The following is a 25839-nucleotide window of genomic DNA, read 5'->3' as shown; positions in this document are numbered from 1 at the left end:
CGGCGGCGGGACTGAAGGTGACGGCGGCCGCCCCGGGGAAACGGCGGGTGTCCGACCGGTACGGTGCTGCCCGTGACCGCAGACGATCACCTGCCCGCCGCCGGCGGACCGACCGACGGAGCCCTGGTCGCCGGTGAACCGGTCGACCGCGCCCCGCTCCCCGGTGGCCCGGTGGCCGTCCTCACGAACCCGACCGCGGGTCGGGGACGCTACCGGGCCCTGCTGCCCCGGCTGTTGGACGGGTTGGCCGTCGCCGGGCGGCCGATCCGGCTGCTGCCGGCGTCGAGCCCCGCCGAGGCGGAGGCGGCGTGCCGGGCCGCCGTGGCCGACGGCGCCGGCGCGCTGGTGGCGGTCGGTGGGGATGGCACCGTGCACCGGGCGTTGCAGGCGGTCGCCGGCACCGACGTGCCGTTCGGCCCGATCCCGGCCGGCACCGGCAACGACTTCGCGCTGGACACCGGTTTCCCGGCGGACCCCCTCGCGGCGGCGGTGATGATCGGCGAGGCGCTGCGCGACGGCCGCAGTCGACCCGTCGACCTGGCCCGGATGGTCGGCGTCGACGGCGTCGAGCGGTGGTACGGGGCGGTCCTCGCGGCCGGGTTCGACGCGATCGTCAACGAGCGGGCCAACCGGATGCGCTGGCCACGCGGCCCACGCCGGTACGACCTGGCGATCCTGGTCGAGCTGGCCCGGCTGCGCCCCCGCCGCTACACGCTGCGCCTCGACGGGGTGCCGCACGACCTGGACGCGGTGCTCGTGGCGGTGGGCAACTGCCCGACGTACGGCGGTGGCATGCGGATCTGCCCGGACGCGGACCCGACCGACGGGCTGCTCGACGTGGTGGTGGCGGGTCGGGTCAACCGGCGGACCCTGGTCCGGGTGAAGCCGCGCATCTATCAGGGCACCCACGTCAGCCACCCGCTGGTGCGCAGTTTCCGGGCCCGCACCGTGGAGGTGGCCGCCGAGGGCATCACCTCGTACGCCGACGGGGAACGGTCACTGGCCCTGCCGGTGACGATCAGCGCGGTTCCGGCCGCCCTGCGGCTGCTGCGTTGACCCGGACCGCGCCGATGCTCGCCGCGATGACCAGCGCGATGGCGACGCACTCCAGCACTGTCAGCGCCTGCCGCAGCACCAGCCACCCGGCGAGCGTGGCGACGGCCGGGCCGAGGCTCATCAGCACCGCGAACGTGGCGGTGGGCATCCGCCGTAGCGCCAGCAGTTCCAGGGTGTAGGGCAGCCCGGAGGCGAGCACCGCGAGGGCGGCGCCGAGCGCCAGCACCGGCGGGTCGAGCAGCACCGCGCCGCCGTCGACGATGCCCAGCGGCAGGGTGACCACCGCGGCGACGGTCAGCGCCAGGGCCAGCCCGTCCGCGCCGGGAAAGCGGCCGCCGACCCGGGCGCTCAGCACGATGTACGCGGCCCACATGGCGCCCGCGCCGAACGCGAAGGCCACCCCGACCGGGTTCAGCCGGTCGAAGCCGCCCTGCCCGAGCAGCGCCACCCCGGCCAGTGCCAACCCGGCCCAGCCCCAGCTGGCCAGGCGTCGGGCGGAGAACACCGACAACGCCAGCGGGCCGAGCACCTCAAGCGTCACCGCCGGGCCCAGCGGGATGCGTTCGATGGCCTGGTAGAACAGCGAGTTCATGCCGGCCAGCGCCAGCCCGAACGCGCCGGCCGCGAGCCAGGCCGAGCGGTCGTGTCCGCGCAGCCGGGGCCGGCACACCACGAGCAGCAGCACCGCGGCGATGGTCAGCCGCAGGGTCACCGCGCCGGCCACCCCGGTACGCGGGAAGAGCAACGCGGCCACGGCGGCGCCGAACTGCACCGACAGCGCCCCGCCGAGCACCAGCCCCACGGCGGCCACGCCACCGCGCCGGGCCGGTCGTGTCTCGCCCGAGGGTGGCGTGGGCAGCAGGGTGTCCGTCACGGGCACGACGGTAGGCGTTGCGCCCGGGCCACGGCGCGGCGGTGTCCACCTCAGTGACCAACAAGGCGCGGGTCGGGCCGGTGTCGCTCAGCCCGGCAGGGCCAGGTCGAGCACCGCGCCCAGGCCGTTCTCCCGACCCGGCTCGGCGGCCGGGAGCACCAGCACCGAGCAGCCGGCGGCCACCGCGCCGGCGTCCGCGGGTGTGTCACCGACCATCAGGGTCTGCTCCGGATCGACGCCCAGCATGCCGCAGGCCCGCCAGAAGATCGCCGGGTCGGGTTTGCACCGCCCCACCTCGTACGAGAGAACGAACGCGTCGACGAGGTCGGTCAGCCCCCAGGTGTCGAAGTGTGGCCGCAGGTCGAAGCCGATGTTGCTGACCACCGCCACCGGCACCCCGGCGTCGCGCAGCGCGGTCAGCGTGGGGGCGGTGTCGGCGTACGGTTGCCAGCCGTCGGCGGTCAGCAGCCGCTCGTAGAGCGCGTCGGCGAAGCCGTCGATGCCGGCGTCGACGGTCTCGGCCAGCCCGGTGTACGCGCCCCGGTGGGCGTGTTGGTAGAGGTCCCGGTCGGCCCACAGTTCGGCCAGTCGGGGTGGCACCCGCGCCGGCAGCGGCCCGCCGGCGCGTCCGGCGGTCAGCAGGCGGTCGGCCAGTGCGGTGGCGCGGACCCGGTCCAGGGTGACGCCGCACGCCGCCGCGGCCTCCAGCACCCACCGCTGGGAGTCCTCCACCTGGGCCAGGGTGCCGTGGAAGTCGAAGAGCACCGCCTTGACCGGGCGTCGGGACGCCCGGCGCTCGGCGGTGCCCGGCGGACTGGTCTGGGGCGGTTCGGCATGGTCCGGCACGCCGTGCACCCTACCGACCGCCCCCGACCGCCCCTCGGGACGGCCTTGTGGGGTGCTGTGACTCGGCACGCACTAATCTTGGTGCCATGTCGAGCCCCGCCGAGCGGTACGCAGCGGCGCGCCGCAAGGCCGCACAAGCCGCACAGTTTCCGGCGTTGGACGAGTTCGCCCTTGAGCTGGGGTTCGACCTCGACGACTTCCAGCGGGAGGCGTGTCAGTCGCTGGAACGGGGCAGCGGTGTGCTGGTCTGCGCTCCCACCGGCGCCGGTAAGACGGTGGTCGGGGAGTTCGCCGTCCACCTGGCGTTGCGCGGGCGACCCGACGACCCGGTGCCCGCCGCCGACGCGACGACCCCACCGGCGCGGCGCAAGTGCTTCTACACCACGCCGATCAAGGCGTTGTCCAACCAGAAGTACCACGACCTGGTCGCCCGGTACGGCGCCGAGCAGGTGGGCCTGCTGACCGGCGACAACGCGATCAACGGCGACGCGCCGGTGATCGTGATGACCACCGAGGTGCTGCGCAACATGCTCTACGCGGGCTCCAGCACCCTGCAGGGCCTCGCGTACGTCGTGATGGACGAGGTGCACTACCTGGCCGACCGGTTCCGCGGCGGGGTGTGGGAAGAGGTGATCATTCACCTGCCGGCCTCGGTCACCCTGGTCTCGTTGTCGGCGACCGTGTCCAACGCCGAGGAGTTCGCCGACTGGCTGGTCACCGTGCGCGGCGAGACCGCGGTGGTGGTCAGCGAGCACCGGCCGGTGCCGTTGTGGCAGCACATGCTGGTCGGCAAGCGGATGTTCGACCTGTTCCACGACGCCGACGCCGCGCGCAAGCACGACGTGCACCCGGAGTTGCTGCGCTACACCCGGGAGACCGTGCGGCGGCTGGAGTTGGGCGAGGGGCGCAGCGCTGGCCCCGGTGCCGGGCGTCGTGGCCCGCGCTGGCGTGGCCCGATGCGCCCCGACATCGTCGACCGGCTGGACCGGGAGGGTCTGCTGCCGGCGATCCTGTTCATCTTCAGCCGGGCCGGGTGCGCCGCCGCGGTGCAGCAGTGCCTCGCCGCCGGGTTGCGGCTCACCTCGGCGGAGGAGCGGGCCGAGATCCGCCGGGTCGTCGAGTCCCGGGTCACCGCCATTCCCGGGGAGGACCTGTCGGTCCTGGGCTACTGGGAGTGGCTGGACGGTCTGGAACGCGGCCTGGCCGCCCACCACGCGGGCATGCTGCCGGTGTTCAAGGAAGTCGTCGAGGAGCTGTTCGTCCGTGGCCTGGTCAAGGCGGTCTTCGCCACCGAGACCCTGGCGTTGGGCATCAACATGCCGGCCCGCTGCGTCGTCCTGGAACGGCTGGTGAAGTACAACGGCGAGGCGCACGTCGACCTGACCCCGGGGGAGTACACGCAGCTCACCGGGCGCGCCGGGCGCCGTGGCATCGACGTGGAGGGGCACGCCGTCGTGGTGTGGTCCCCGGAGACCGACCCGCGGCACGTGGCCGGGTTGGCGTCCACCCGCACCTACCCGCTGCGCTCCAGCTTCCGGCCGTCGTACAACATGGCCGTGAACCTGGTCGGCACTGTCGGCGCGGAGCCGGCCCGCGCTCTGCTGGAGTCGTCGTTCGCCCAGTTCCAGGCGGACCGGTCGGTGGTCGGTCTGGCCCGGCAGGTGCAGCGCAACACCGAGACCATCGAGGCGTACGGCGCGGAGGCCGCCTGCCACCACGGCGACTTCGACGAGTACTTCGCGCTGCGGGTGGCGATCGCCGAGCGGGAGAAGGCGATCGCCCGGCAGGGGCAGACCCAGCGCAAGGCCGCCGCGGTGGCCTCGTTGGAGCGGCTGCGCGTCGGTGACGTGATCCGGGTGCCGTCGGGCCGGCGGGCCGGTCTGGCGGTGGTGCTGGACCCGGCGACCGGCGGGTTCGGTGAGCCCCGGCCGCTGGTGCTCACCCAGGACCGTTGGGCCGGGCGGGTCAGCCCCGGCGACTTCACCACACCGGCCGAGGTGCTGGCCCGCATCCGGGTGCCCAAGCACTTCAACCACCGGTCACCGGCCGCCCGGCGGGATCTCGCCGCCGAGGTCAGCGGGACCGGCCTGGACCGGCACGGCGGTCGGCGCGGAGGGCGTTCGCGGCAGGTGACCGGCGAGGACCACCGGATCACCCAGCTGCGCACCGAGCTGCGCCACCACCCCTGCCACGCCTGCCCGGAGCGGGAGGAGCACGCCCGCTGGGCGGAGCGGCGTCGGCGGCTGGAGCGCGACACCGAGGAGCTGCGCCAGCGGGTCAGCGGCCGTACGGGGTCCCTCGCCCGGACGTTCGACCGGATCGTGGCGTTGCTGACCGAGCGGGGGTACCTCGCCCGCGACGGCGCGGTCACCGACGCCGGTCGGATGCTGGGCCGGATCTGGACCGAGGCGGACCTGCTGGTCGCCGAGTGCCTGCGCCGGGGGGTGTGGAACGGGCTGTCGCCGGCCGAGTTGGCCGCCGCGGTGTCGGTGGTGGTGTTCGAGGCGCGCCGTGATGTCGACGAGCGGGCGTCGCTGCCGCGCGGGCCGGTGGCCGACGCGGTGGACGAGACGCTGAAGCTGTGGGGGGAGATCGAGGCCGACGAGGCGGCGCGCGGGCTGACCGCGACCCGGGAACCGGATCTCGGGTTCGCCTGGCCGGTCTACCGGTGGGCTCGGGGTGAGGCGCTGGCCAAGGTGCTCGGCAGCGGGCACGAGATCGATGGTGAGATGCCCGCCGGTGACTTCGTTCGGTGGGCCCGACAGGTCGTCGACCTGCTCGGTCAGATTGCCGACTCCGGTGGCGCCGCAAGTGAGCTGCGCTCCACGGCGCGACAGGCTATAGCGGCGGTCAATCGGGGCGTTCTCGCTTACCACACGTCCGCCTGACAATGACGATCCGTCATTTTTCGTCGGCGAATCGACGCAGCGGACGGTTACCGCGACGGCACCTTACGAATAGCCGCCAAGGCGCTGTTGCGCCTGATCACGGCACCCCTGATCATTGCCGAGGCGTCGTGTTGACGGGCCGGTAACGAATGGGGAGAAAGCCGCCGTGGCGGAAATCAATCATTTTGAGTACGGGTGGATCACGCCCGCGTTGAGTTACGCGCTGTCCGTGCTCGGATCGATCCTCGGTCTGGTCTGCGCCGGACGCATTCGCACGGCCCGGACCGGCGGTCAGCGGGCATGGTGGGGTCTGTTGTCGGCCTGGGCGCTGGGCGGCACCGCCATCTGGGCGATGCACTTCATGGCCATGCTCGGCTTCGCTGTCGAGAACACCCGGATCCGCTACGACGTGCCGCTGACCGCGGCCAGCACGGCCATCGCCGTGGTGGCGGTCGGTATCGGCCTGGCCATCGTGGGCACCGGCCGGCTCAATCCGGTACGCCTGATCGCCGGCGGCCTCTTCACCGGTGTCGGCGTGGCCTCCATGCACTACACCGGGATGGCCGCCATGCGCCTCAACGGCAGCCTCGGCTACGACACCGTCCGGGTGGTGCTCTCGGTGGTCATCGCGGTGGTGGCGGCCACCGTCGCCCTGTGGCTCGCGATGACCGTCCGGCGGGGGGTCGTGATCTTCGCGTCCGCGCTGGTCATGGGGATCGCCGTCAACGGGATGCACTTCACCGGCATGAGCGCCCTGTCGGTGCACCGCCACGAGGGGACCGGCGAGGTGACCGGCACCGGGGTGAGCACCCTGCTGGTGCCGATCGTGCTGGCGGTGATCTTCGGGGTGGTCGGTCTGCTCTACGCGCTGCTGGCCGCTCCGACCGACGACGACCGGGCCGCCACCGCGTACCTGGACGGGCGGCGGCTCGCCGCACCGGAGGCCCCGGCGCCCACCGCCGCTCCCGATCCGGTCGGGTTGCGGGCCCGCTCCACCCTCGGCCAGCCGGGTACGCCGTTCCCGTCCCGCCGGGACACACCGCCGCGCTGACGCCGCTCGGCCCGGCCCGCGCTGACGCCGCCCGGCTCGGCCCGCGCTGACGCCGCCCGGCCCGGCCCGCGCCGTCCGCGCCGGTGCGGCGGCGGGTCAGGCCGGCCGGCGGCTGCGGCCGACGGTGAGGGTGGCCAGCAGCCCGGGGTGATCTGTCGCCTCGCGCATGGGCACCACGGTGCGACAGCAGATCGTGATGTCCGGGGTCGCCGTGATGTGTTGCAGCCGGCCGTCGTCGATGCGTTGATGGCCGGTCGGCGTGCAGGTCCGCACGTCGGGGTCGTGGCCGGCGCGCAGGTTGAGGTCGCCGGCCAGCACGGTGGGCAGGCTTCCGGCGTCGCGGCTGATCCCCGGCAGGATGACGTCGAGCAGGTGGTGGCACTGTGTGAGCGCGACGCGGTAGCCGGTGGCCGACAGGTGCGTGGTGCAGGCGAGCAGGGCGCCGTCGGCGTCGACGCAGAGCCAGGCCCGTTCCTCGGGGTCCGCGAGGTCCTGCGTCGGATGGGTTCCGGCGTACACGGTGCCCGGGCCGGCCGCTGCCCGCGCGTGGGCCAGCAGCCCGATGCCGAATCGTTGGCCGTTGCGGCAGCGGGTGTCGTCGCCGCTCGGTCGGTCACCGGCGGCCTGGAACGCGGCCACGACGGTCCGGCCGGGGTGGACGGTCTGGAACACGCGGCGCAGGACGGCAAGGTCGTTCGCGCAGATCTCGTTGAGGGTGACCAGGTCGGGCGTCTCGGCGGTGATCACCTCGGTGGCCCTGGCCAGCGCCCGGCCGGTGTAGCAACCGGCGCGGCCACTGTTGCAGAGGTTCATCTGCAGCATCCGCAGCACGGTGACCTGCGGGGCGTCGGCCGGTGCGGCGCGCAGTGCGGTCGGTCGTGCGGCTGGCGCCGCGGTCGGCAGAGCGGCGACGGCGAGGAGGCAGCCCACGGCCAGGGCGCGGCGCAGGAAACGGTTCGAACGGGCGGCCACACGGACTCCGGATGCACGAGGCGACAGTCATCGCCGAGGTGCCAGTGATCCTACTGGCGGTCCAGCCACGATGGAGATCCAGAGCGGCGGGCCGAGGGGGCACCCGCGTGGCGCGCACCCCCTCGGGTCGCTCAGTGGGCGCGGACCGCGACGACCGTGTACGGCGTGGTGGCGGTCGGTGGTGTGGTGAACCGGGCGTTGGGCAGGTAGAGCCGGCCCAACGCCGCGGCGACGGTGGTGGGCACGTCGAAGTTCGGGTCGGTGATGGTGCCGGTGAGGGTTCCGGCGGTGCCGGCGTGGTTGAGCCGGACCACAGCGATCAGGTTGAGGCGGTTCTGCACGACGTAGAGGGTGCGGCCGAGCAGCAACAGTCCGTCACCGTTGGTGAAGGTGTGCCCCGGCACGTCCACGACGGTGCTCGCGCCGGTCTCCGGGTCGACCCGGTACAGCGTGCCGGTGCTGGACTGGACGACGATCAGCGCCCGGCCGTCCGGTGTGGTGGTGATGCCGTTGAGGTTGACGCCGGTGCCGACCTGCTCGTACGCGCCGGTCAGGGTGATCGTGGTGACGGCGTCGGCGGGCGGCAGCGACCCACCGCGACCGAACGGCAGCCGGTAGAGCACCGGCCGGTTCGAGTCGGTGAAGTACGCGGCGTCGCGGGTCAGGATCACGTCGTTGACGAACGTCGGGGCGGTGGCGAGCTGATAGCGGGCCAGCACCTCGCCGGTGCGGGTGTCGAGCACGCGGGCGTCGCCGGCCGTGCCGCCGGAGACGAACAGCCGGCCACGGGCGTCGACCTTGAGACCGAGCGACGGGGTGCCGGTGGCCGCGCCGATCGTCGTGCTCCGGCCGGTGACCAGGTCGACGCGCTGGATGGCGCCGGTCGCGCGGGAGCCGAAGTAGGCGTACCGGCCGGCGGTGGCGATGCCCTCGGGCTGGAACCCGTCGGGGAGGGCGAGGACGGCCGGTGGCCGCCCGGCGGGGTGCGCCTGCGCCGGCGCGACGGCGACGGTGGCCAGCATGGCGGCGGTCAACGCGCCGACGAGTGTGGTGCGCAGGGGGCGGTTCACTGTGCTCCTTCCGGGCGGAAGCGGCACGAGCCGACACGTCCGCCGCGTTCACTGGGGCCAGGACCCTCCCCACTGTACGGCCGCTGCCGGGCGCCCGCCCGGCGTCACCGGCGCGGCCTTCGGGTGACCGCGCCGGTGAGCCCGGGGGTGGGGCGGATGTCAGGCGTTGCGGACGAGCCTCCACCGGTTGTCCGCGCTGCCGTTGTCGGAATCCTGCACGGCCTGCGCTCCCCAGGCGGTCGACCCGTTCAGGATTCCCAGCAGCTTGTTGCTGTTGACGTTGCGGATCTTGTAAGAGCCGTCGCCGTTGTCCACGAGGATCCAGCGGTGGTCGGCGGTGCCGTTGTCGGCCCACTGCAGGACCCGGGCGTTGTCCGCTGTGGACATGTTCTCCACGCCCAGGACCTTGCCGCTGTGGACGTTGCGGAACCGCACCGCGTTGCCGTCGGTCACCATCACCCAGTTGTGGTCGGCGGTGCCGCTGTCGCCCCACTGCACGGCCAGCCCGCCGTCGGCGGTGGACATGTTCTGCACGCCGAGGACCAGGCCGGTGCCGACGTTCACCAGGCGGTAGCTGCCGCCGGTGCTGCCGCCGCCGTTGGTGTTCCAGTAGACCGTGTAGTTGTAGCCGTGGGCGTCGTAGAACGGGGCGAGGTTGACGGTGGACCCGTTGGCGCTGGCGGTGAACGCGAGCGAGCTGGTGCTGGTACGCGCGATCGAGGAGACGGTCAGTGCGGGCAGGGCGCTGAGCGCGGTGTTGCCGTAGTTGCCGGCCAGCACCGTCGGGCCGTACGTGACGGCGGCGACCGAGGCGTTGTCGTTGGCGGCCCGCATGGCGACCTGCATCGGCAGTCGCACGGTGAGGGTGTCGCCGGCGGCCCAGGTGCGGGTGACGGTGGCGTAGCTGCCGGGGGTGGTGGCGACGTTCTGCACAGTGCCGTTGACGGTGATCGTCGCGCCGCTGGTCCAGGACGGGATCCGCACCCGGATGCTCCACGAGCCGCTCATCGTCCCCGACAGGGTCAGGGTGCTGGTGTCGCTGACCGGGTAGCTGGTGCTCTGGGTGACGGTGATGCCGCGCTGCGTCCAGTTGAGCACCGACGGGGTGAACAGGTTCACGCTCAGTGTGGTGCCGTTGTAGAAGTAGATGGAGTCCATCAACCTCGTGTTGATCTCCAGGCCGGTGCCCTGGCAGCACCAGAACGAGTTGTAGTCGGTGCTCCAGGTGCCGCCGCCCCAGGCCGGGCCCACCCCGCGACGCCCGCCCGGGCGCAGCGGGGTGAAGTAGGTGATGTGGCCGTGGCTGTCGGCCGGGTTCTGCCCGCCGATCAGGTGGTTGATCAGGGCGCGCTCGTAGAAGTCGAAGTAGTCGGTCCGGTTCGGGTCGAGCAGCCACAACTCCCTGGTCAGCTTGAGCATGTTGAACGTGTTGCACTGCTCGCAGGTGTCGTTGCTGAGGTAGCCGGCGATCGCGTTCGGCGCCCGGAAGTGCTCCGCCTGGCTGTTGCCGCCGATGGCGTAGGTGTGCGCGCCGACGGTGATGTTCCAGGCGTTGCTGGCGATGTCCCGGTACCGGGTGGTCCCGGTGGCCTTGTACTCGCGGGCCGCGCCGATCCACTTGGGCACCTGCGTGTTGGCGTGCAACCCGTTGAGCTGGTCCTGGTTGGCCGCGAGGGGGTTGAACACGGCGGCGTGGTCGAACCGCTGGGCGGTGGTGAGCCAGCGGGAGTCGCCGGTCTGCTGGTAGATGTCGGTGAGCACGTCGTTCATGCCACCGAACTCGGTGCCCAGCATCGACTGCATCTGGCTGGAGCTCAGTCGGCTCGTGCGGCTGTCGACCCAGCCCGCGAGGGCCAGCAGCACGGTTCGGGCCTGGGTGTTTCCGGTGTAGCGCCAGACGTCGAGCAGCCCGGCGAGGGTCTTGTGGATGCAGTAGTACGGCACGTTGCCGTTGGACAGCGTCCGGGCCTCGAGCGCGGTGAAGTCGGACTCCGGGAAGCCGGAGAGGTAACCCGCGCCGAACCCGGCGGCGGAGTTGTTGGCCTGGCACTTGGCCAGCTCGGCCACCATGTAGTTGGCCTTGTCCCGGCAGGTGGTGTCGCCCAGCACCGCGTACGCGTACGCCCAGGCGCTCAGGAAGTGCCCCTGCATGTGGGTCCGGAACGGGAAGTTCGGCGCGTCCCAGCCGCCGTTGGTGGCGGCGCCGTTGGTGGAGAGCCGGTGGTTGGCCCGGAAGTTGTAGAGCATCCGGTCGACGTCGACGAACCGGAGGTAGTTGAGCGTGCGGTTCTGGTTGTCCATCCACCGGCCTGCGGTGAGTCGGACCTGACCGGGGTCGAACGGGTACGCCGAGACGCCGATGTCGGAGCGGGCCGGGGGCACGATGGCGGCAGACGCGCTCCCGGGCGCGACGGCGGCGCCGGTCGCGGAGAGCACCACTGTGGCTCCGGCGGCCTGAAGCAGGTGGCGGCGGCTGAGGGGCGGGGGTGGCATGGGGAACCTCCAGGTGGCCGGTACGTCGGGGCCGCCATCGATGGCGGCGGGGTCGTCGGCGGTGAACTGCCGACGACGGGTGCGGTGCGGGTGGTGGGGACGCGGTCGCTGTGGACGCCGGGTGCCCACCCCTGACGCTTATCGCGGCACATCGATGTGATCGCTAACATAGTTGGTCGTTAACATGCCCGCAACCCCCGGATCGACCCGCCGGCCCGTCCGCGCGGCGACCTGGCCCGGAGGTGTCGGGCTGGAGGACCGCAAAGGTCCGAAACGGACACCGGCTGGGCGTCGGGCCAGCAAAATGTGACCCTGTGTGACGGATGGCGATGGATGAAGAGCGGGTGCCCGACCGTTGACGCCCGCCGTGTCGCTCAGTACGGTGCATCGTAAATCTTGGATGTCAACGTCGATACATCAATGCTGCGATGTGGTTACGACGGTCATCCCGCGTCTCGCAAAATTCCAGGTCAGACGGGGAGGGAGGCGTCCGACAACAGCTGTTAACGCTAACACGGCCGCCGGTCGTGCTGCTTGGCGTGCGGACAGCAGAGTCCGTTCGGGCGGCAGCCAGGACAGCGGTGGCGCGTCGAGGCGGACATCGCGCACGGCACACTCTCTGTGGGAGTAATCGTGAAGGTGCAAGATCGAACCACCACCCGGGGCAGGCGCGCCATCGCCTGGCTGGCGAGCATGGCCTGCGTCCTCGCCCTGACCCCGGGCACGGCCACTGCCGACAATCCCATCGTCCAGCACATCTACACCGCTGACCCGGCGCCGATGGTGCACGACGGTCGGGTTTACCTCTACACCGGCCACGACGAGGACGGCTCGACGTACTTCACCATGCGGGAGTGGCGGGTGTTCTCGTCGGCGGACATGGTGAACTGGACCGATCACGGCTCGCCGATGAGTTTGGCGACGTTCGCGTGGGCGGACGCCAACGCGTGGGCCGGGCAGGTCATCGCGCGTAACGGGAAGTTCTACTGGTACGTGCCGGTGCGCCAGCGCTCGAACGGGCAGATGGTCATCGGGGTGGCGGTGGCGGACAGCCCGACCGGGCCGTTCCGTGACGCGCTCGGCCGACCCCTGGTCGGCAACAACGAGATCGACCCGCACGCGTTCATCGACGACGACGGGCAGGCGTACCTGTACTGGGGAAACCCGGGATTGTGGTACGTGAGGTTGAACCCGGACATGATCTCGTTCTCCGGCAGCGCCACCCGGATTCCGTTGACGACGGCGGGGTTCGGTACCCGTACCGGCAACGCGAGTCGGCCGACGTTGTACGAGGAGGGGCCGTGGGTGTTCAAGCGCAACGGCCTGTACTACAACGTGTTCGCCGCGGAGTGCTGCTCGGAGTTCCTCGCGTACTCGACGGCGACCGGGCCGACCGGGCCGTGGACGTACCGGGGAACGATCATGCCGAGGCAGGGGGCGAGTTTCACCAACCACGCCGGGGTTATTGATTTCCAGGGCGGGTCGTACTTCTTCTATCACAACGGGGCCCTGCCCGGCGGTGGCGGTTACACCCGGTCGGTCGCGGTGGAGAAGTTCACCTACAACAGCAACGGCACGTTCCCGACGATCAACATGACCACCACCGGCGCGCCGCAGATCGGCACGTTGAACCCGTACGTGCGCCAGGAGGCCGAGACGATCGCCTGGGGTGCGGGGATCGAGACGGAGGCGTCCAGCGAGGGCGGGATGAACGTCGGCTGGATCGAGAACGGCGACTACATCAAGGTCAAAGGCGTCGCGTTCGGCGCCGGCGCGACAGCGTTCAGCGCCCGGGTCGCCTCGGCCACCAGCGGCGGCCGGATCGAGGTACGCCTCGACAGCGCCACCGGCCCGACCGTGGGCACCTGCACCGTCGGCGGCACCGGCGGCTGGCAAACCTGGACCACCACCACCTGCGCGGTCAGCGGCGCCACCGGCACCCACGACCTCTACCTCCGCTTCGCCGGCGGCAGCGGCAACCTCTTCAACATCAACTGGTGGCAGTTCAGCGGCACCGCGGGTAGCGCCAACCTGCTCACCAACGGCGACGTGGAGAACGGCACGACGGGCTGGGGTGTGCACGGCAGCGGAACGCTCGCCCGGAACACCACCGTCGCGCACGGCGGCGGCGGGTCGTTGTCGATCACCGGCCGCACCGGCGCGTGGAACGGTCCCGGTCAGGACGTGACCGCCCGGCTCACCAACGGCAAGAGCTACACCACCAACGTCTGGGTACGCGCACAGAGCGGCACCCCGTCGGCGAAGGCGACCCTGTCGCTGACCGCCGGCGGCACGACGAGCTATCTCCAGTTGACCCCGGCGGTGGGGGTGACCGTCAACGGCTGGACGCTGCTCACGGGCACCACGACCGTGTCGTGGAGCGGCACGCTGTCCAATGCCACCTTCTACGTGGAGACGGCGCAGGGCACCGACAGCTTCCTCGTCGACGACGCCTCGTTCCAGTGACCGGCGCTGCCGGAGCCGTGTTCCTGCGGCTCCGGCAGCACGCCGACGCGCCCCGCCGGCCCGACCGCGGTGACCCGGCCTCGGCCCGGCCCGTTACGACTTGACGAACGGCATGTTATCGCTCACAGTCGATGGTTGAGGGCGGCCGCACCTGTGGTTCACCGGGCGAACCTGCTGTGGCCCCTCGGAACGCGACGTCCGCCCAGGGCATGCCGGACGTCGGTTCAGGATTCCCCGCACTGCTTCCGCGACGGCGACCGCTGCTGTCGTCTCCGATGTCGCATGAGCAGATTCGGGCGCTGCGCTTCCATCACCGCACCACCACAGAGAAGGAATCCGGATGAATCACAAAAGAGCCCTGCGAGCGGCGGTGACCATCGCAGTCACCGGCGTTCTCGCCGCCGGGATGACGGTGGCACTGACCTCCACGGCCAGCGCCGGCACGACCCTGGGGGCCTCGGCGGCGGAGAAGGGTCGCTACTTCGGGGCCGCTGTCGCGACGGGCAAGCTGTCCACCAGCGTCTACACGACGATCCTGAACCGTGAGTTCAACAGTGTCGTGGCCGAGAACGAGATGAAGTGGGATGCCACCGAGCCGCAGCAGGGTCGGTTCAGCTACACCGGTGGTGATCGCCTGGTCAGTCACGCCCAGGCCAACGGCATGAGCGTTCGGGGTCACGCCCTGCTGTGGCACCAGCAGCAGCCGGGTTGGGCCCAGGGCATGTCGGGTAGCGCGTTGCGCAACGCGGCGATCAACCACGTGACCCAGGTGGCGACGCACTTCCGGGGCAAGATTCACTCGTGGGACGTGGTGAACGAGGCGTTCGCCGACGGTGGTTCGGGTGGGCGTCGGGACTCGAACCTGCAGCGCACCGGTAATGACTGGATCGAGGCGGCGTTCCGGGCGGCGCGGGCGGCGGATCCGGGTGCGAAGTTGTGTTACAACGACTACAACACCGACGGGATCAACGCGAAGTCGACGGGGATCTACAACATGGTGCGGGACTTCAAGTCCCGTGGTGTGCCGATCGACTGTGTGGGGTTCCAGTCGCACCTGGGTACCTCGCTGGCTGGTGACTACCAGGCCAACCTGCAGCGTTTCGCCGATCTCGGTGTGGACGTGCAGATCACCGAGTTGGACGTGATGACCGGTGGCAACCAGGCCAACATCTACGGCGCCGTCACCCGCGCCTGCATGAACGTCTCACGCTGCACCGGCATCACGGTCTGGGGGGTGCGGGACTGCGACTCGTGGCGTGGCTCGGACAACGCCCTGCTGTTCGACTGCAACGGCAACAAGAAGGCCGCGTACACCAACGTCCTGAACGCCCTCAACGCCGGGACCGGCATCCCGACGACCCCGCCGCCCACGACCCCGCCGCCCACCGACCCGCCGCCCACCACCCCGCCGCCGGGGACCGGGGGATGCTCGGCATCGGTGTCGCTGAACTCGTGGACCGGTGGATTCGTGGCCACCGTGAAGGTCACCGCCGGCTCCGCCGGGACCAGCGGCTGGAACGTCAGCCTCACGCTTCCGAGCGGTGCGAGTGTCACCAACACCTGGAGCGCGACGGCCAGTGGCTCCACCGGCACGGTGCGGTTCGCCAACGTGGACTACAACGGCCGGCTCGGCGCGGGCCAGGTCACCGAGTTCGGCTTCCAGGGCAACGGCAGTGGGGCCGGCATGACGCCCACCTGCACCGCGTCCTGAGACTGACTGACTGATCGCACGCGTCGGCCGGTGCGCGGGACCGATCCTGGTCCTGCGCACCGGCCGACGTCGTGTCGGGACGAACAGATCGATCAGGAGTACGGAAGCCGCAGCACCGACTGGTTCCCGATGCCCACGGTGCTCGGGTTGTTGCCGATCGCCGACCACACCTCCACCCGGACCGTGCCGTTGCTCAGCGTGCCCAACGTGCCGGTGGCCGAGGAGAGGCCGGCGTTCTGGGTGTAGTGCTCGTAGCCGGGAACCGGGTCGGTGGCGAAGTAGCGTGACGTCTCCACCCGCTCCCAGCTGCCGTTGCCGGTGAGGTCGTAGGAGATCCGCACCTGTACCCCGTTGCCGACCGCCGTCCCGGCGTCCACGAACAGGTCGAACGCCGTCTGCCCGCCGGTGTAGGCCAGGTTGAGACCGGTCGCCGTGAAGACCTGGGCGTTGGTGGGCGTACCGTCGTGGTTCCCGTTCGCCGCCGCGACCGTCGTGGTGGCCGCGCTACCGGCGGCGGCCAACCCACCACCCGGCAACAGGTACCGCGTCGGGTTGCCCGGGGTCGGCGGCGGCGTGGTCGTCGGCGGGGGGTCCGTCGGCGTCGTCGGGGGGACGCCACCGGCCGCGTTGCCACCACTCCAGGTGTACGCCCCGGTGGTTGCCGTCTTGCCGGCTCCCACGGTGAGGGCGGTGCCGTTGGAGAACGTCACAGTGATCGGTGTCGCCGTCGGGTTCGACGCCACGTAGGTGCGGGCCCCGTTGCGGGAGAAGACCGCCGACAGCGGGTGGTTGCCGGTCACGGTGGTGTCGACATTGCCCAGGGCCGCGAGGTTGCGGATCCAGTGGAAGGTGTGTGCCCGGCTCTCGCCCTCCTCCGGGGTGTAGCCCGGGTTCGCGCGCAGGTTCGCCAGCGCCGCGTCGGGGTCGCCGAGGGCCTGGAACTGCCAGAGGATGTCCTGCCACACCGTCGGTTGTCCGCCGTTGTTGCGGACCAGTTCGGCGTAGTTGGTCCGCACGTACGCCGGGTTGTTGCCCAGGTAGAGGTGGCCGCCGGTGACCGGGAGCAGGTTGATGCCCTGGATCATCTCCGGCTCGGCGCTGAACCAGGTGGCGTACGCGCCGCCGTCGCCCCAGACCATGCCGACCGTCGAGTGACCGAACGCGCTGGGGAAGTTCTGGTCGCTGACGTCGAACCAGTACTCCTGGATGGCCGCGGCCTGCGTGGTGTAGAGGAAGACGCCCGCGTCCCGGACGGCGGTGTTGCCGGTCGTCTGCCCCCACTGGATCAGGGCGCTGGCGAAGTTCATCCCCTCCGACGAGGACTCCTGGTTGTTGCCGGAGCCGAAGGACCCGTGCCCGGACGCCCAGTCGTGACCGGCGTAGATGTCGAAGTCCCGCAGGTACGGGAACCGGGTGTCGTCGCGGCGGTAGTTGTTGGCGTCCCGGATCAGCAGGTCGACCATGCCGCCGTAGCGGCTGGTGGCCGCCCAGGCCGGGTCGAACTTCGCCAGGGTCGCGGCGGCGGCGATGTAGTAGCCGTAGTGGAAGTGATGGTCGTTGAGCTCCTGGTCGGAGCCGTACGACGCCGGGTACCCGATCAGGGTGCCCCAGTTGTTGTCGTAGTAGAAGACCCGGCTGGTCTTGCCGCTGGACGCGGTGAACCAGTCGGTGAGCGTGCTGCGGATCGCGTTCAGCGCGCTGTCGCGCGTCGTGATGTCGTTGACCTGGTCGGCGATCTCGGCGATCCGCGCGGCGCGGCCCAGCCCCTTGCCGGTCCAGTAGGTGTCGTTGCCGCGTTGGTCCATCGGGTTGGCGCGGGTGGCAGCCAGGTGCCCGGTGAGCGTCGACAGGTCGGCGCCGCTGCCGTCACCGACGGCCGGCAACTCCGGCAGGATGCCCTGGAACTTCATGGCGGTGCGGAACTGGTTGACGCCGGTGAGCACCTTCATCCGGCCACGCGCCGACGGATAGGTCGGTGTGATCGCGGTGGAGCCGCTCAGCGACTTCCACTGGTGCGGGTAGAGGCTGACCACGGTCTGCGTGGCGGTGCCCTCCCGGGCGGTCGTGGTGAACGCGTACGTGGTGGTCAGGCCGCTGGTCGCCGGGTTGTATGCGTACGACACCTGGGTGCCGGTGACGTGGGCGTGCGCGTACTGGCCGTAGGTGGCGGCCAGGCTGGCGCGCTCGGTGGTGCTCGACGTCGGCGGCAGGAGGGCGACCGAGAAGTAACCGCGACCGGCCAGCGTGGATGAGATCCGGCCGGACGCCACTGTCCAGCTGGCGCCGCTGGGGGCGAACCCGACGTAGTCGTGGCCGTTGACCCGGAAGCCGATGGTGGCGCCGCTGTTGGACCAGACGTCGGGGGTGCCGGCCGTGCTGATCTGCGCGTTTCCGCCGGTGGTCTGGAAGTAGGCGAAGGGCAGGCCGTGGCCGATGGTCGCGCGCATGGTGCGCGTGCCGTCGCTCCAGTGCGGGCTGACCGTCCAGTCCGTCCAGCCGTCGACCTTGACCAGTGGCGCGGCGAGCCCGGCCACACCGACCCTGATGTCCTGCACGTACGGGTAGTGGAACTCGCCGACGCCGGTGGCGGTGCCGCTGATCGCGGGCGTGGAGTTGGCGGAGAAGCCGAGCCCGTCGCCGAAGGTGTCGTACGAGATCGGGTGGGCGTGCAGCGGCTCGCTGAAGGAACAGTCGGTGCGCTTCCACAGCAGCGAGGACCACCAGTCGTTGGTGGGTATCGGCCCGGACGGCGCGTTGGCGGTGGCGAACTGCCGGGGGTTGCTGGACATCGCCCCGCAGCCGCTGGGGAGCGGGCCGACCGGGGTGGTGGTGTAGCTGCCGGCGCCGACGGGGGCGGCTTCGGCCGCGTCGGTCACCGGGATGGCGAGGCCGCCGACGGCCAGGGCCAGCGCGGTGGCGGCGGCCAGGGCCCACCGGCGGTGGGGAACGGGAGGTTTCATCGTGCCTCCATCGCGCGCGCCGGTTGCGGCCCTCGCCGGGTCCAGCGCGTTGCGTCTGATTTGGGGGGAAGGTCGAGTGAGAGAGCGCTCTCTCGGTCACGGTAGTGGAGCATTGAGATCCACGTCAATGTGTCGAACGCGTTGCGTGCTGATGTCGCTATTTGCCGGCGCCCGCGGTGTCGCCCAGTAACGCGTCCGGCACGCGCATCCGCCACGCGTCCGTCACCAACTCGGTCAACCGGTCGACGTCGACCGCCGCCAGACGCAGCAACACCAGGGGTAGACCGTCGTAGCCGGGCGTGGTGAAGAAGACCTCGGGCTCCCCGAGCAGGAGCGCCTGCTTCTCGGCCTCGTCACCGACGAACAGCACCGCGATGTCGAGCCGGATCACCCGCGGCTTGCCCGGTCTGCGCTCCGGATAGGACCAGACGAAGCCCTTGTCGGCCACCCGGAAGTCGAAACCGTCGCTGGCGATCTCCACAGTGTGCGGCAGGGCCAGCGCCACCCGGCGTACGTCGTCAGCGTCAGCCACCGGACCCCCTCGCACCGCCCACCATCCGCACGTGCCGAGATTACTCGGTGGGCAGCGCGACGGCCGTCGCCCCGACGATGGCCCGTTCGCCGCTCTCCTGGACATAGCCGACCGCGCTGGCGTCGCGCGGATCGAGATCGGGCGGTGTCGCCAGCTCGACCTGCCCCCGCTCGGCGTCCAGGACCACCGACCTGAAGGCGCGGACGACGTTGTCCTGCCGCAGCGTCCGCCCGGCGTTCTCGCCCCGGGCGATGTCGCTGTCCAGGCCCCGCTGCACCACCGCCACGTTCAACACCGCGCCCGCCGGCGGCTGGTCGGTGCGGTAGTCCACCAGCACCCGGTCGCCGCCGAAGCCGGCGACGGAGAGCGTCAGCGCGGTGGTGGCCCTCGAGGACATGGCGGACATGATCGTGCTGGCCGCCCGGCGGCGGTCCGAACCGACGAACTCGACGCTGCCGTTGACGACCATCTGCGGGGTGTAGAGACCCCTGGTGCCGAACGCCCGGGCGTACGCCTCCTGACGCGCGGTGTACGCCGGGTCCGCGAACTGGTCGGGCCACCCCAGATTGTCCCAGTAGTCGACGTGGAACCCGAGGGCGAAGACGTTCTGTCCGTGCGCCCGGGCGTCGCGTTCGATCTCGCTCAGCAACTCCTCGGCCGGAGGGCAACTGTTGCAGCCCTGGGACGTGAACATCTCGACGACGGCGAAGCCGCCGTCCGTCGACGCGTTCGTCATGGTGGCGTGTCTCCTCCCACGGTGCTCCCGGCGGGCGTCGTGTCCCCGTTTCGGGGTGCTCCCGGCGGGCGTCGTGTTCCCGTTTCGGGCGCGACGATGCGCGTGACGTCGCCCTTCGCTGCCGGCCTCGCGGCGGGGGCCGTCGGCGCGGGTGGTTGGATGGCACTGTGCAGTTCACCGTGACAGACGCGCCGACGCGGGAGCGTTTCGAGGCGCGCGACGAGGCGGGCGCGGTCGCCGGGTTCGTCACCTACCAGCTGACCGGCTCGATCATCGCCTACACCCACACCGAGGTCGATCCGGCGTACGAGGGCAGGGGCGTCGGGTCGACGCTGGCGCGGGCGGTGCTGGACGACGCGCGGAGCAAGGGCCGGACCGTTGTGCCGATCTGTCCGTTCCTCGCCGACTGGCTGGTCAAGCACCCGGAGTACGAGGACATCGTGGTCCGCACCACCCGCAAGATCAAATAGAACGCGCGCAGCGCGTGCCGCCGGACCCGGAGATGCTCACGGGCCTGGTGTCCAGCCTCGCGATCCAACGGGTCAGCGGTCCCGCCGAGGCCATCGCGTTCCTGGCCAGCCCCGCGGCCTCGTACATCACCGGCGCCGTGCTTGACTCCAACGGCGGATACACCGCCTGAGCCCGCCCCTTCGCAGCCCCGCCGGGAGACCGAACGATGACCACCGCCACCTTCCGTGCCCTGCACCACGACCGTGCCGCCGGTGACCCGCTCGTCCTGCCAGGCCCCTGGGACGCGGCCAGTGCCCGGGTACTCGCCGACGCCGGTTACCCGGCGCTCGCGACCCCGAGCGCGGGTGTCGCCGCGTCGCTCGGCTACGAGGACGGCGCGACCCCGCCGGACGAGATGTTCGCGGCGGTCGCGCGCATCGTCCGCGCCGTCTCCGTCCCCGTGTCCGCCGACGTCGAGGGTGGTTACGGCCTGGCCCCTCGTGAGTTGGTCGGGCGACTGGTGGAGGCCGGTGCCGTCGGCTGCAACCTGGAGGACTCGGACGGGCACGGCACCCTGAAGGATCCGCGGCGGCACGCGGACTGGCTGGCCGAGGTGCGTGCGGAGGCGGGGGAGGAGCTCTTCATCAACGCGCGCGTCGACACGTTCCTGGTCGGGACGGGTGACCCCGTCGAGGCGATGGAACGCGCCCGCCTCTACGTGGCGGCCGGAGCCGACTGCGTCTACCCGATCCTGGCGCCGCCGCAGCTGCTCCCGCAGCTGCGGGACGGCATCTCCGGGCCGATCAACATGGTCGCCGGCCCGGACCGGGAGTCGGTGGCCGAGCTGGGCCGGCAGGGCGCGACCCGCATCACCTTCGGCCCGGCAATGCAGCGGTACGCGATGGCGTCGATCGGCGACCTCGCCGCCGAGCTGCGGGCCTGAGGCTCGACGCCACCCGCGCTCCGCCGGTCCGGCCCAGCCCGCCACCGCTCCGGCGCGGCTGCGCGACTCCTCACGCGCGGCCGTTCACGCGGCCGCTGCCGTTCGCAAGATCACGCAACATCCTGGATGTAGTCGCATCCGCCCGCGCCCGACACCCCTACATCCAGGATCGAGCACGATCTTGGGGTGGGCGACGTCGGTTGCCGGGGTCGGGCGGTTGGCGCGGTTTCCGCAATGCCGAGTCGATCACCGGTGCGGCCGGCGTCGGAGGGTGGTTCGGCAGCTACGGCCGAGCCCCCGGCGCGCCGTCCTGGTGGACGGCTGCCGGGGGCTCGAATGCAGACGATCAGGCCTGGTTGCCGTTCGGCAGCACGGCGGCCATCTCGTCGACGGCTCCGGCGAGCACCCGGGCCTGCTGCGGCCAGGTGGCCAGACCAGGTGCGGCGCGCAGGCCGGCGGCCCGGATCAGGTCGCGCAGCGCCGGCTCGTCCAACTCGCCGAGCTGGCCGTACGTGCGCACACCAGCGTCCTGCAACGCTGCCGCCATCTTCGGCCCGATCCCCTGGATCCGGCGGAAGTCGTCGGCCGGGCCCGTCGGGTCGGCGTCGACGCTGCTGACCGCCGTGTCGGAGGACGGCCGGACCGGCGGGGCCGCCGCGGTGGTCGGCCGGACCGGAGGCGTCGCCACCGCCGACCGCTCGGTCTCCTCACTGGCATCCGCCGGCCCGGCCACGGAGCCCGCGCTCACCGACTCGGCGTGCGTCGGCTCGGCGTGCAGGGAGTCGGCGTGCGTCGGCTCAGCAACCGAAGGGTCGGCCGGCACCGCTGCGGACGTCGGGTCGACCGCCGTGGCCTTGGTCGCCTCGTCGTCGGCCGGGTCGGCCGCAACCGGTGTGTCGTCGGCCGGGGTGGCCGCAACCGGTGTGTCGTCGGCCGGGGTGGCCGCAACCGGTGCGTCGTCGGCCGGGGTGGCCGCAACCGGTGCGTCGTCGGCCGGCGTCACATCGTTCGGCGTCGAGTCGATCGGCGCGTCGTCGGCTGGCGCGACTGCCGGCGCATCATCGGTCCGGGTCGCGTCGAGCGGCGTGTCGGCGGACGGGAGGTCGTCCGCGGGCTGGCGCGGAGCGACCACTGCCGCCGGGGCCGGCTGCTCGTCGGCGCTGACCGGCTCGGCGGCCGCTTGCACGGCCGGCTCCGGTCGCGGCTCAGCGGCGTCGGGCTGCTCGGCGGCAGGTACGGACGGCGGGTCCTCGGTCAGCGCCATGTCCGCCGGGTCGACGCCGCTCGGGGCGTCCGCTGGCACGGGCACCGGGGTGGGACCGTCCGGTTCGGTCGTCGCTGCCGGCGCGCTGACCGTGTCGACCGGTACCGGCTCGTCGGCGACGGCGGTGGGTGCCGGGTCGACGGCGGCCGCCGGCGCCGCCTCGTCGGTGGTGGCAGCCGGCGTGGGCGTGGAGATCACGGCCAGGCCGGCGACGGGGTCACCATCCACAATCGAATTGCCCGGTACGCCCCGCCGGCCGCGCAGCAGCCAACCGGCGGCCAGGCCCAGCAACAGTGCCAGTACCACTATCAGCGAGTGTCCGAAAGACCACGCCACGGCGAACCTCCCTCTCAGCTCGTTGGAAAAGTCACGAGAAAAACTCGCCGCAGCTTCGCACACGCGTATTGCCGACGACAGACAGGATCGGTCGTCAGCGTCGCGGGTGGGCCAGCCACCTCAGCCGGTGCCTGCCGGGTGACACAGAGTCGCCCGATCGCACCGGAACCGGGGCCGATGAGACCGGGGCGGGCGTGCGGCGGGCCACCCATCGGTCGGTCGGGTGGTGCGCGCCGGACACGACGAGACCCGGGCCCGGCGGGGAGGCCGAGCCCGGGTCGGGCAGAACCGGGTTCAGTCCCGGTCGCCCTCGTAGGTGTGGAAGTCGTCGACGAACCGGCGCCGCAGCCGTGGCACCCGGCTGGTCACTCCGAAGTAGCCACGCGCGCCGAGCAGCGCGAGCCGGCCCACCACCGGCCGGTACATCCGGTCGTCGCCGTTGGTGCCGCTGCGGTTCAACGATTCGGCGACCCGCGCGAAGCCGTACGGCGCCATCACCGCCTCGTAGTCGGCGACCGCCTGGACCAGGGTCTTGTCGCCGGCGGTGGCGCGGCTGAGCTGCTCGCAGAGCAGCCGGGCGTCGCGCAGCGCGGTGTTCGCGCCCACACCGCGACCAGGGGTCATGGTGTGGATGGCGTCACCGAGCATGGTGACGGTGCTGCTCTTCCAGGGCGGCACCGGCTCGGACGTGGACACTTTGATGGGCAGGGCGCTGGCCGGGTCCGCGTGGGTGAGCAGTTCCCGCAGGTGCGGGTGCCAGTTCGCGGTGAGGTCCAGGGCGACCTGCACCAACTCCTGGCCGCGGCGTTGCATGACGTCGGCCGGGAACCGGTTGGCCGCGCTCCAGATGATCAGATTGATGTTGTCGGTGGTGGTGTCGTGGGCCAGGCCGGGCCAGGTGCGCAGCAGGGCGGCGTCGGCCTCGCTGACGCCGGGCTTGATCGCCCGTTCGGCGTCCCACTTGAACTCCATGACGTGCAGCACGCCCATCATCCCGCCGACTCCGAAGATCAGCGAGATGCCCTGCTGGACCCGCTCCGGAATGAGACTGCGGGTGTGCGGGGTCAGCGGAACCCGGGTGGCGATGTTGATCGTCCCGGCGTCGCGGGTGACGGCGTGCGGCAGGTACTGGCGGCGTACGGCGGAATGGGTGCCGTCGGCCGCCACCAGCAGGTCGCCGGTGGCGGTGCTGCCGTCGGCGAAGTGCGCGGTGACAGTGCCGTCGTCGCGCTGCTCGTACCGGGTGAAGGTCTTGTCGAAGTGCACCACGTCCTCCAGGCCGGTCAGCAGCACCTGGCGCAGCACCATCCGGGCCACCGAGTGTTCGGTGCGCACCGGGTCGTCGCTCGGCCGCAGCGCGAACGACGCGGTCTGGCGCAGCCCCTGGGTGACCACGTTGAAGTAGTGCGGCGGACGGGCGCAGGTGGCCAGGAAGGTGGCGAACAGCTCCGGGGGCAGACACTCCCGCAGCGCCCGGCTACCGGTGGGGCCGATGCCGACCCGGTAGCCGAGCAGCCCCTCGGCGCGGTCGCGGTGTCGTTCGTAGACGGCGACAGTGATCCCGGCGCGGCGCAGGCCGTGCGCCAGGCACAACCCGCCCGTGCCCGCGCCGATGATCAGGACATGCGGCGGCGCGGCGGACATGTCAGCCGGCCGGGTGCGCGGCGGGTGTCTCGGTGCTGGCTGGGCGCGCCGTTGGCGCGTCGGTGCTGGCTGGGCGCGCCGTTGGCGCGGCGGTGCTGGCTGGGCGCGCCGTTGGCGCGGCGGTGGCGTCCCAGCGGTAGAAGCAGCCCGCGATCGCGTCCCGGGGCGAGCGCCAGGTCGGCAGGTACGGCGACGTGTGCGCGGAGAGTCGTTCGTTGACCTGCTGGAAGAGCGGGTGGTTGCGGGCCGCCGCGAGCGCGTCCGGGTCGACGTCGTCCGAGGTCTCCAGCAGGTGTACGCACAGGTCGTGCAGGCAGTACAGGGATCGGTGCGTGACACCGGTCAGGCTGGGGAGTTCGGTGGCGTCGGATTCGGCGAAGATCTGCGCGACCCGCCCCTCCGCTCCCGGGATGATCCGACTGACGATCAGTAGACGACTCATGGGACCCCTTCCGCCGGTGGCCTGCCCGACCCTCCGGGTCGGTGCCACGTGCTCTGTGCGCCCACCGTGCCGCAGCGCCTGTCACGTCACCGTCACGTCCGCCGACCGGCTGGTGACGGACGGTCGGTGACGGCGGCGCGGCTGGCCTGGCGGATCGGGGCGAGGGTGTCGTCGAGCAGGGCGCTCATGGCCGGGCTCGGTTCCAGCCGCAGTTCCCGGCGCAGCAGGTCCCGGTAGACGTAGAAGGCGTGCACGGCTTCGAACGCGTTGCCCTCGGCCAGGTGGATGCGCACCACCAGCCGGTGGGGCGTCTCCCGTAGCGGCTCGGCGGCCATCGCCTCCAGCGCGGCTTCGAGGGCCTCACCATGGCGTCCCGCGGCCAGGTGGTGCCCGGCCACCTGTTCCAGCATGTGCAGGCGGAGTTGGCGCAGGCGCTCCCGGTCCAGCAGCACCCAGTCGTCGTACCAGCCGGGGAGCAGGTCGTGCCGCCCGGCGGCGAGCGCCCCGGCCGCGGTGCGGGGGTCGTCGCCGTCGCGGACCCGGGCCGCGGTGCCGACCAGGTCGTCCACGTCGAGCCGGACCGCCGGGCCGAGGCGGACGGTGTCGCCGGCCACTGTCATCGGGCAGCACGGGTCCTGTCGGAGCCGCCACAGGGCGGTGCGCAGCGAGGACAGCGCCCGTTCCTCCGACGCGTCCGGCCAGAGCAGGCCGGCGAGCTGACTGCGGGTGGCACCGGGGCGGAGCCCGATCAGCGCTATCACCCGTTGCAGCCCGCGCGGCACCACGACCGGCACCGCCTCGCGGAGGAGTCGGAAGCCTCCGAGCAGGTGCAGGGACACGCCCTCCTCGGGCGGGTCTCCGGCGGTCGGCACGGACGGATCAGCGGCCACGGCGGCACCCCCTGCGGAACGCTCGTCCCGACTGTCTGCTGTGTCCCGGATCGGTTGCCCGCGACGCCACTGTCGACCCGCCGATCACGGCGCGGCCGGGCGCGGCCCCGCCCGCCGAGTCGCCGGGCTGACCAAGCTGAAGATTATCAATGATGGTCACGGTGGGTCAACGTCGCAGTGGTCGTTCTATTCGCGACAGTCAACCCGAGATCGGT

The 25839-nt window shown here is 71.7% G+C and carries 19 protein-coding genes and 1 pseudogene; 8 read left to right on the top strand and 12 right to left on the bottom strand.

Going from position 1 to position 25839, the window contains the following annotated elements; genetic code table 11:
- The first annotated feature begins 123 nt into the window (after positions 1 to 123).
- Positions 124 to 1056: a diacylglycerol kinase gene (locus ACX27O_RS10880; protein WP_358129446.1), complete on the top strand. Its 933-nt coding sequence runs from the start codon at positions 124 to 126 to the stop codon at positions 1054 to 1056.
- Here ACX27O_RS10880 and ACX27O_RS10875 read toward each other — a convergent pair.
- Together ACX27O_RS10875 and ACX27O_RS10870 are read right to left on the bottom strand one after the other, a co-directional pair.
- On the bottom strand, positions 1019 to 1936 hold the full coding sequence (locus tag ACX27O_RS10875; RefSeq protein WP_036411586.1) for an EamA family transporter: 918 nt from the start codon (positions 1934 to 1936) through the stop codon (positions 1019 to 1021). The genes ACX27O_RS10880 and ACX27O_RS10875 overlap by 38 nt on opposite strands.
- Positions 1937 to 2017: 81 nt before the next feature.
- Entirely contained in the window at positions 2018 to 2776 is a 759-nt protein-coding gene (locus ACX27O_RS10870) for an HAD family hydrolase (protein WP_210860993.1), read from the bottom strand.
- Positions 2777 to 2862: 86 nt separating this feature from the next.
- On the opposite strand from ACX27O_RS10870, the gene ACX27O_RS10865 reads away from it, so the two are divergent.
- Together ACX27O_RS10865 and ACX27O_RS10860 are read left to right on the top strand one after the other, a co-directional pair.
- Positions 2863 to 5664, top strand: a complete 2802-nt coding sequence (locus ACX27O_RS10865) for a DEAD/DEAH box helicase (RefSeq protein WP_030332942.1) — start codon at positions 2863 to 2865, stop codon at positions 5662 to 5664.
- 166 nt (positions 5665 to 5830) lie between these two features.
- Positions 5831 to 6715 carry an MHYT domain-containing protein gene (locus tag ACX27O_RS10860; RefSeq protein ID WP_030332944.1) on the top strand — a complete coding sequence of 295 codons (885 nt, stop codon included), beginning with the start codon at positions 5831 to 5833 and terminating at the stop codon, positions 6713 to 6715.
- Positions 6716 to 6811: 96 nt separating this feature from the next.
- Here ACX27O_RS10860 and ACX27O_RS10855 read toward each other — a convergent pair whose 3' ends face one another.
- The 3 genes from ACX27O_RS10855 to ACX27O_RS10845 all read right to left on the bottom strand — a co-directional run bounded on the left by ACX27O_RS10855 (position 6812) and on the right by ACX27O_RS10845 (position 11250).
- Positions 6812 to 7687, bottom strand: coding sequence for an endonuclease/exonuclease/phosphatase family protein (locus tag ACX27O_RS10855; RefSeq protein ID WP_051708539.1), 876 nt, complete (start codon positions 7685 to 7687; stop codon positions 6812 to 6814).
- A 131-nt stretch (positions 7688 to 7818) separates the two neighbouring features.
- Positions 7819 to 8757: an NHL repeat-containing protein gene (locus ACX27O_RS10850; RefSeq protein WP_358129379.1), complete on the bottom strand. Its 939-nt coding sequence runs from the start codon at positions 8755 to 8757 to the stop codon at positions 7819 to 7821.
- A gap of 159 nt (positions 8758 to 8916) precedes the next feature.
- Positions 8917 to 11250, bottom strand: coding sequence for a beta-L-arabinofuranosidase domain-containing protein (locus ACX27O_RS10845; RefSeq protein WP_030332948.1), 2334 nt, complete (start codon positions 11248 to 11250; stop codon positions 8917 to 8919).
- 693 nt (positions 11251 to 11943) lie between these two features.
- On the opposite strand from ACX27O_RS10845, the gene ACX27O_RS10840 reads away from it, so the two are divergent.
- Together ACX27O_RS10840 and ACX27O_RS10835 are read left to right on the top strand one after the other, a co-directional pair.
- Entirely contained in the window at positions 11944 to 13716 is a 1773-nt protein-coding gene (locus ACX27O_RS10840) for a family 43 glycosylhydrolase (protein WP_210858104.1), read from the top strand.
- A 340-nt stretch (positions 13717 to 14056) separates the two neighbouring features.
- Positions 14057 to 15427 carry an endo-1,4-beta-xylanase gene (locus ACX27O_RS10835; protein ID WP_458939365.1) on the top strand — a complete coding sequence of 457 codons (1371 nt, stop codon included), beginning with the start codon at positions 14057 to 14059 and terminating at the stop codon, positions 15425 to 15427.
- A gap of 92 nt (positions 15428 to 15519) precedes the next feature.
- Here ACX27O_RS10835 and ACX27O_RS10830 read toward each other — a convergent pair whose 3' ends face one another.
- The 3 genes from ACX27O_RS10830 to ACX27O_RS10820 all read right to left on the bottom strand — a co-directional run bounded on the left by ACX27O_RS10830 (position 15520) and on the right by ACX27O_RS10820 (position 19655).
- Entirely contained in the window at positions 15520 to 18387 is a 2868-nt protein-coding gene (locus tag ACX27O_RS10830) for a glycosyl hydrolase (RefSeq protein WP_458939364.1), read from the bottom strand.
- Between the two features lie 157 nt (positions 18388 to 18544).
- Complete coding sequence (locus ACX27O_RS10825) at positions 18545 to 18919, bottom strand: MmcQ/YjbR family DNA-binding protein (RefSeq protein WP_030332951.1); 375 nt, start codon at positions 18917 to 18919, stop codon at positions 18545 to 18547.
- Between the two features lie 40 nt (positions 18920 to 18959).
- Positions 18960 to 19655, bottom strand: coding sequence for a DUF1223 domain-containing protein (locus tag ACX27O_RS10820; RefSeq protein ID WP_210865943.1), 696 nt, complete (start codon positions 19653 to 19655; stop codon positions 18960 to 18962).
- A 167-nt stretch (positions 19656 to 19822) separates the two neighbouring features.
- On the opposite strand from ACX27O_RS10820, the gene ACX27O_RS10815 reads away from it, so the two are divergent.
- From ACX27O_RS10815 to ACX27O_RS10805, 3 genes are read left to right on the top strand one after another with little or no spacing between them, the layout of a single operon-like run.
- Entirely contained in the window at positions 19823 to 20125 is a 303-nt protein-coding gene (locus tag ACX27O_RS10815; protein WP_030332954.1) for a GNAT family N-acetyltransferase, read from the top strand.
- A 32-nt stretch (positions 20126 to 20157) separates the two neighbouring features.
- A complete protein-coding gene (locus ACX27O_RS10810; RefSeq protein WP_210862352.1) occupies positions 20158 to 20295 on the top strand; it encodes an SDR family oxidoreductase in 138 nt (45 codons plus the stop codon).
- Between the two features lie 36 nt (positions 20296 to 20331).
- The gene (locus tag ACX27O_RS10805) at positions 20332 to 21048 is read left to right on the top strand and encodes an isocitrate lyase/PEP mutase family protein (RefSeq protein WP_210862351.1); all 717 of its coding nucleotides are present in this window, start codon (positions 20332 to 20334) and stop codon (positions 21046 to 21048) included.
- A 346-nt stretch (positions 21049 to 21394) separates the two neighbouring features.
- Here ACX27O_RS10805 and ACX27O_RS10800 read toward each other — a convergent pair whose 3' ends face one another.
- From ACX27O_RS10800 to ACX27O_RS10785, 4 genes and pseudogenes are all read right to left on the bottom strand, one after another.
- Positions 21395 to 22648, bottom strand: coding sequence for a helix-hairpin-helix domain-containing protein (locus ACX27O_RS10800; RefSeq protein WP_458939363.1), 1254 nt, complete (start codon positions 22646 to 22648; stop codon positions 21395 to 21397).
- A gap of 294 nt (positions 22649 to 22942) precedes the next feature.
- Positions 22943 to 24292, bottom strand: coding sequence for an FAD-dependent oxidoreductase (locus ACX27O_RS10795; RefSeq protein WP_210865947.1), 1350 nt, complete (start codon positions 24290 to 24292; stop codon positions 22943 to 22945).
- A 115-nt stretch (positions 24293 to 24407) separates the two neighbouring features.
- A pseudogene (locus tag ACX27O_RS10790) lies at positions 24408 to 24734 on the bottom strand (TcmI family type II polyketide cyclase); the annotation flags it as partial.
- A gap of 92 nt (positions 24735 to 24826) precedes the next feature.
- Positions 24827 to 25624: an AfsR/SARP family transcriptional regulator gene (locus ACX27O_RS10785; protein WP_030332963.1), complete on the bottom strand. Its 798-nt coding sequence runs from the start codon at positions 25622 to 25624 to the stop codon at positions 24827 to 24829.
- Between the last annotated feature and the right edge of the window lie 215 nt (positions 25625 to 25839).

Source organism: Micromonospora sp. SD19, from assembly GCF_054462275.1.
The sequence above is the reverse complement of the archived record's forward strand: the minus strand, read 5'-3'. Positions and strand labels throughout refer to the sequence as shown.

Excerpts from the sequence above, each read along its gene's own strand:
- ACX27O_RS10820 (WP_210865943.1), bottom strand. The coding sequence starts at position 19,655 with ATGACGAACGCGTCGACGGACGGCGGCTTCGCCGTCGTCGAGATGTTC.
- ACX27O_RS10830 (WP_458939364.1), bottom strand. The coding sequence starts at position 18,387 with ATGAAACCTCCCGTTCCCCACCGCCGGTGGGCCCTGGCCGCCGCCACC.
- ACX27O_RS10865 (WP_030332942.1), top strand. The coding sequence starts at position 2,863 with ATGTCGAGCCCCGCCGAGCGGTACGCAGCGGCGCGCCGCAAGGCCGCA.
- ACX27O_RS10810 (WP_210862352.1), top strand. The coding sequence starts at position 20,158 with ATGCTCACGGGCCTGGTGTCCAGCCTCGCGATCCAACGGGTCAGCGGT.
- ACX27O_RS10845 (WP_030332948.1), bottom strand. The coding sequence starts at position 11,250 with ATGCCACCCCCGCCCCTCAGCCGCCGCCACCTGCTTCAGGCCGCCGGA.
- ACX27O_RS10795 (WP_210865947.1), bottom strand. The coding sequence starts at position 24,292 with ATGTCCGCCGCGCCGCCGCATGTCCTGATCATCGGCGCGGGCACGGGC.
- ACX27O_RS10805 (WP_210862351.1), top strand. The coding sequence starts at position 20,332 with ATGACCACCGCCACCTTCCGTGCCCTGCACCACGACCGTGCCGCCGGT.
- ACX27O_RS10835 (WP_458939365.1), top strand. The coding sequence starts at position 14,057 with ATGAATCACAAAAGAGCCCTGCGAGCGGCGGTGACCATCGCAGTCACC.
- ACX27O_RS10840 (WP_210858104.1), top strand. The coding sequence starts at position 11,944 with ATGGCCTGCGTCCTCGCCCTGACCCCGGGCACGGCCACTGCCGACAAT.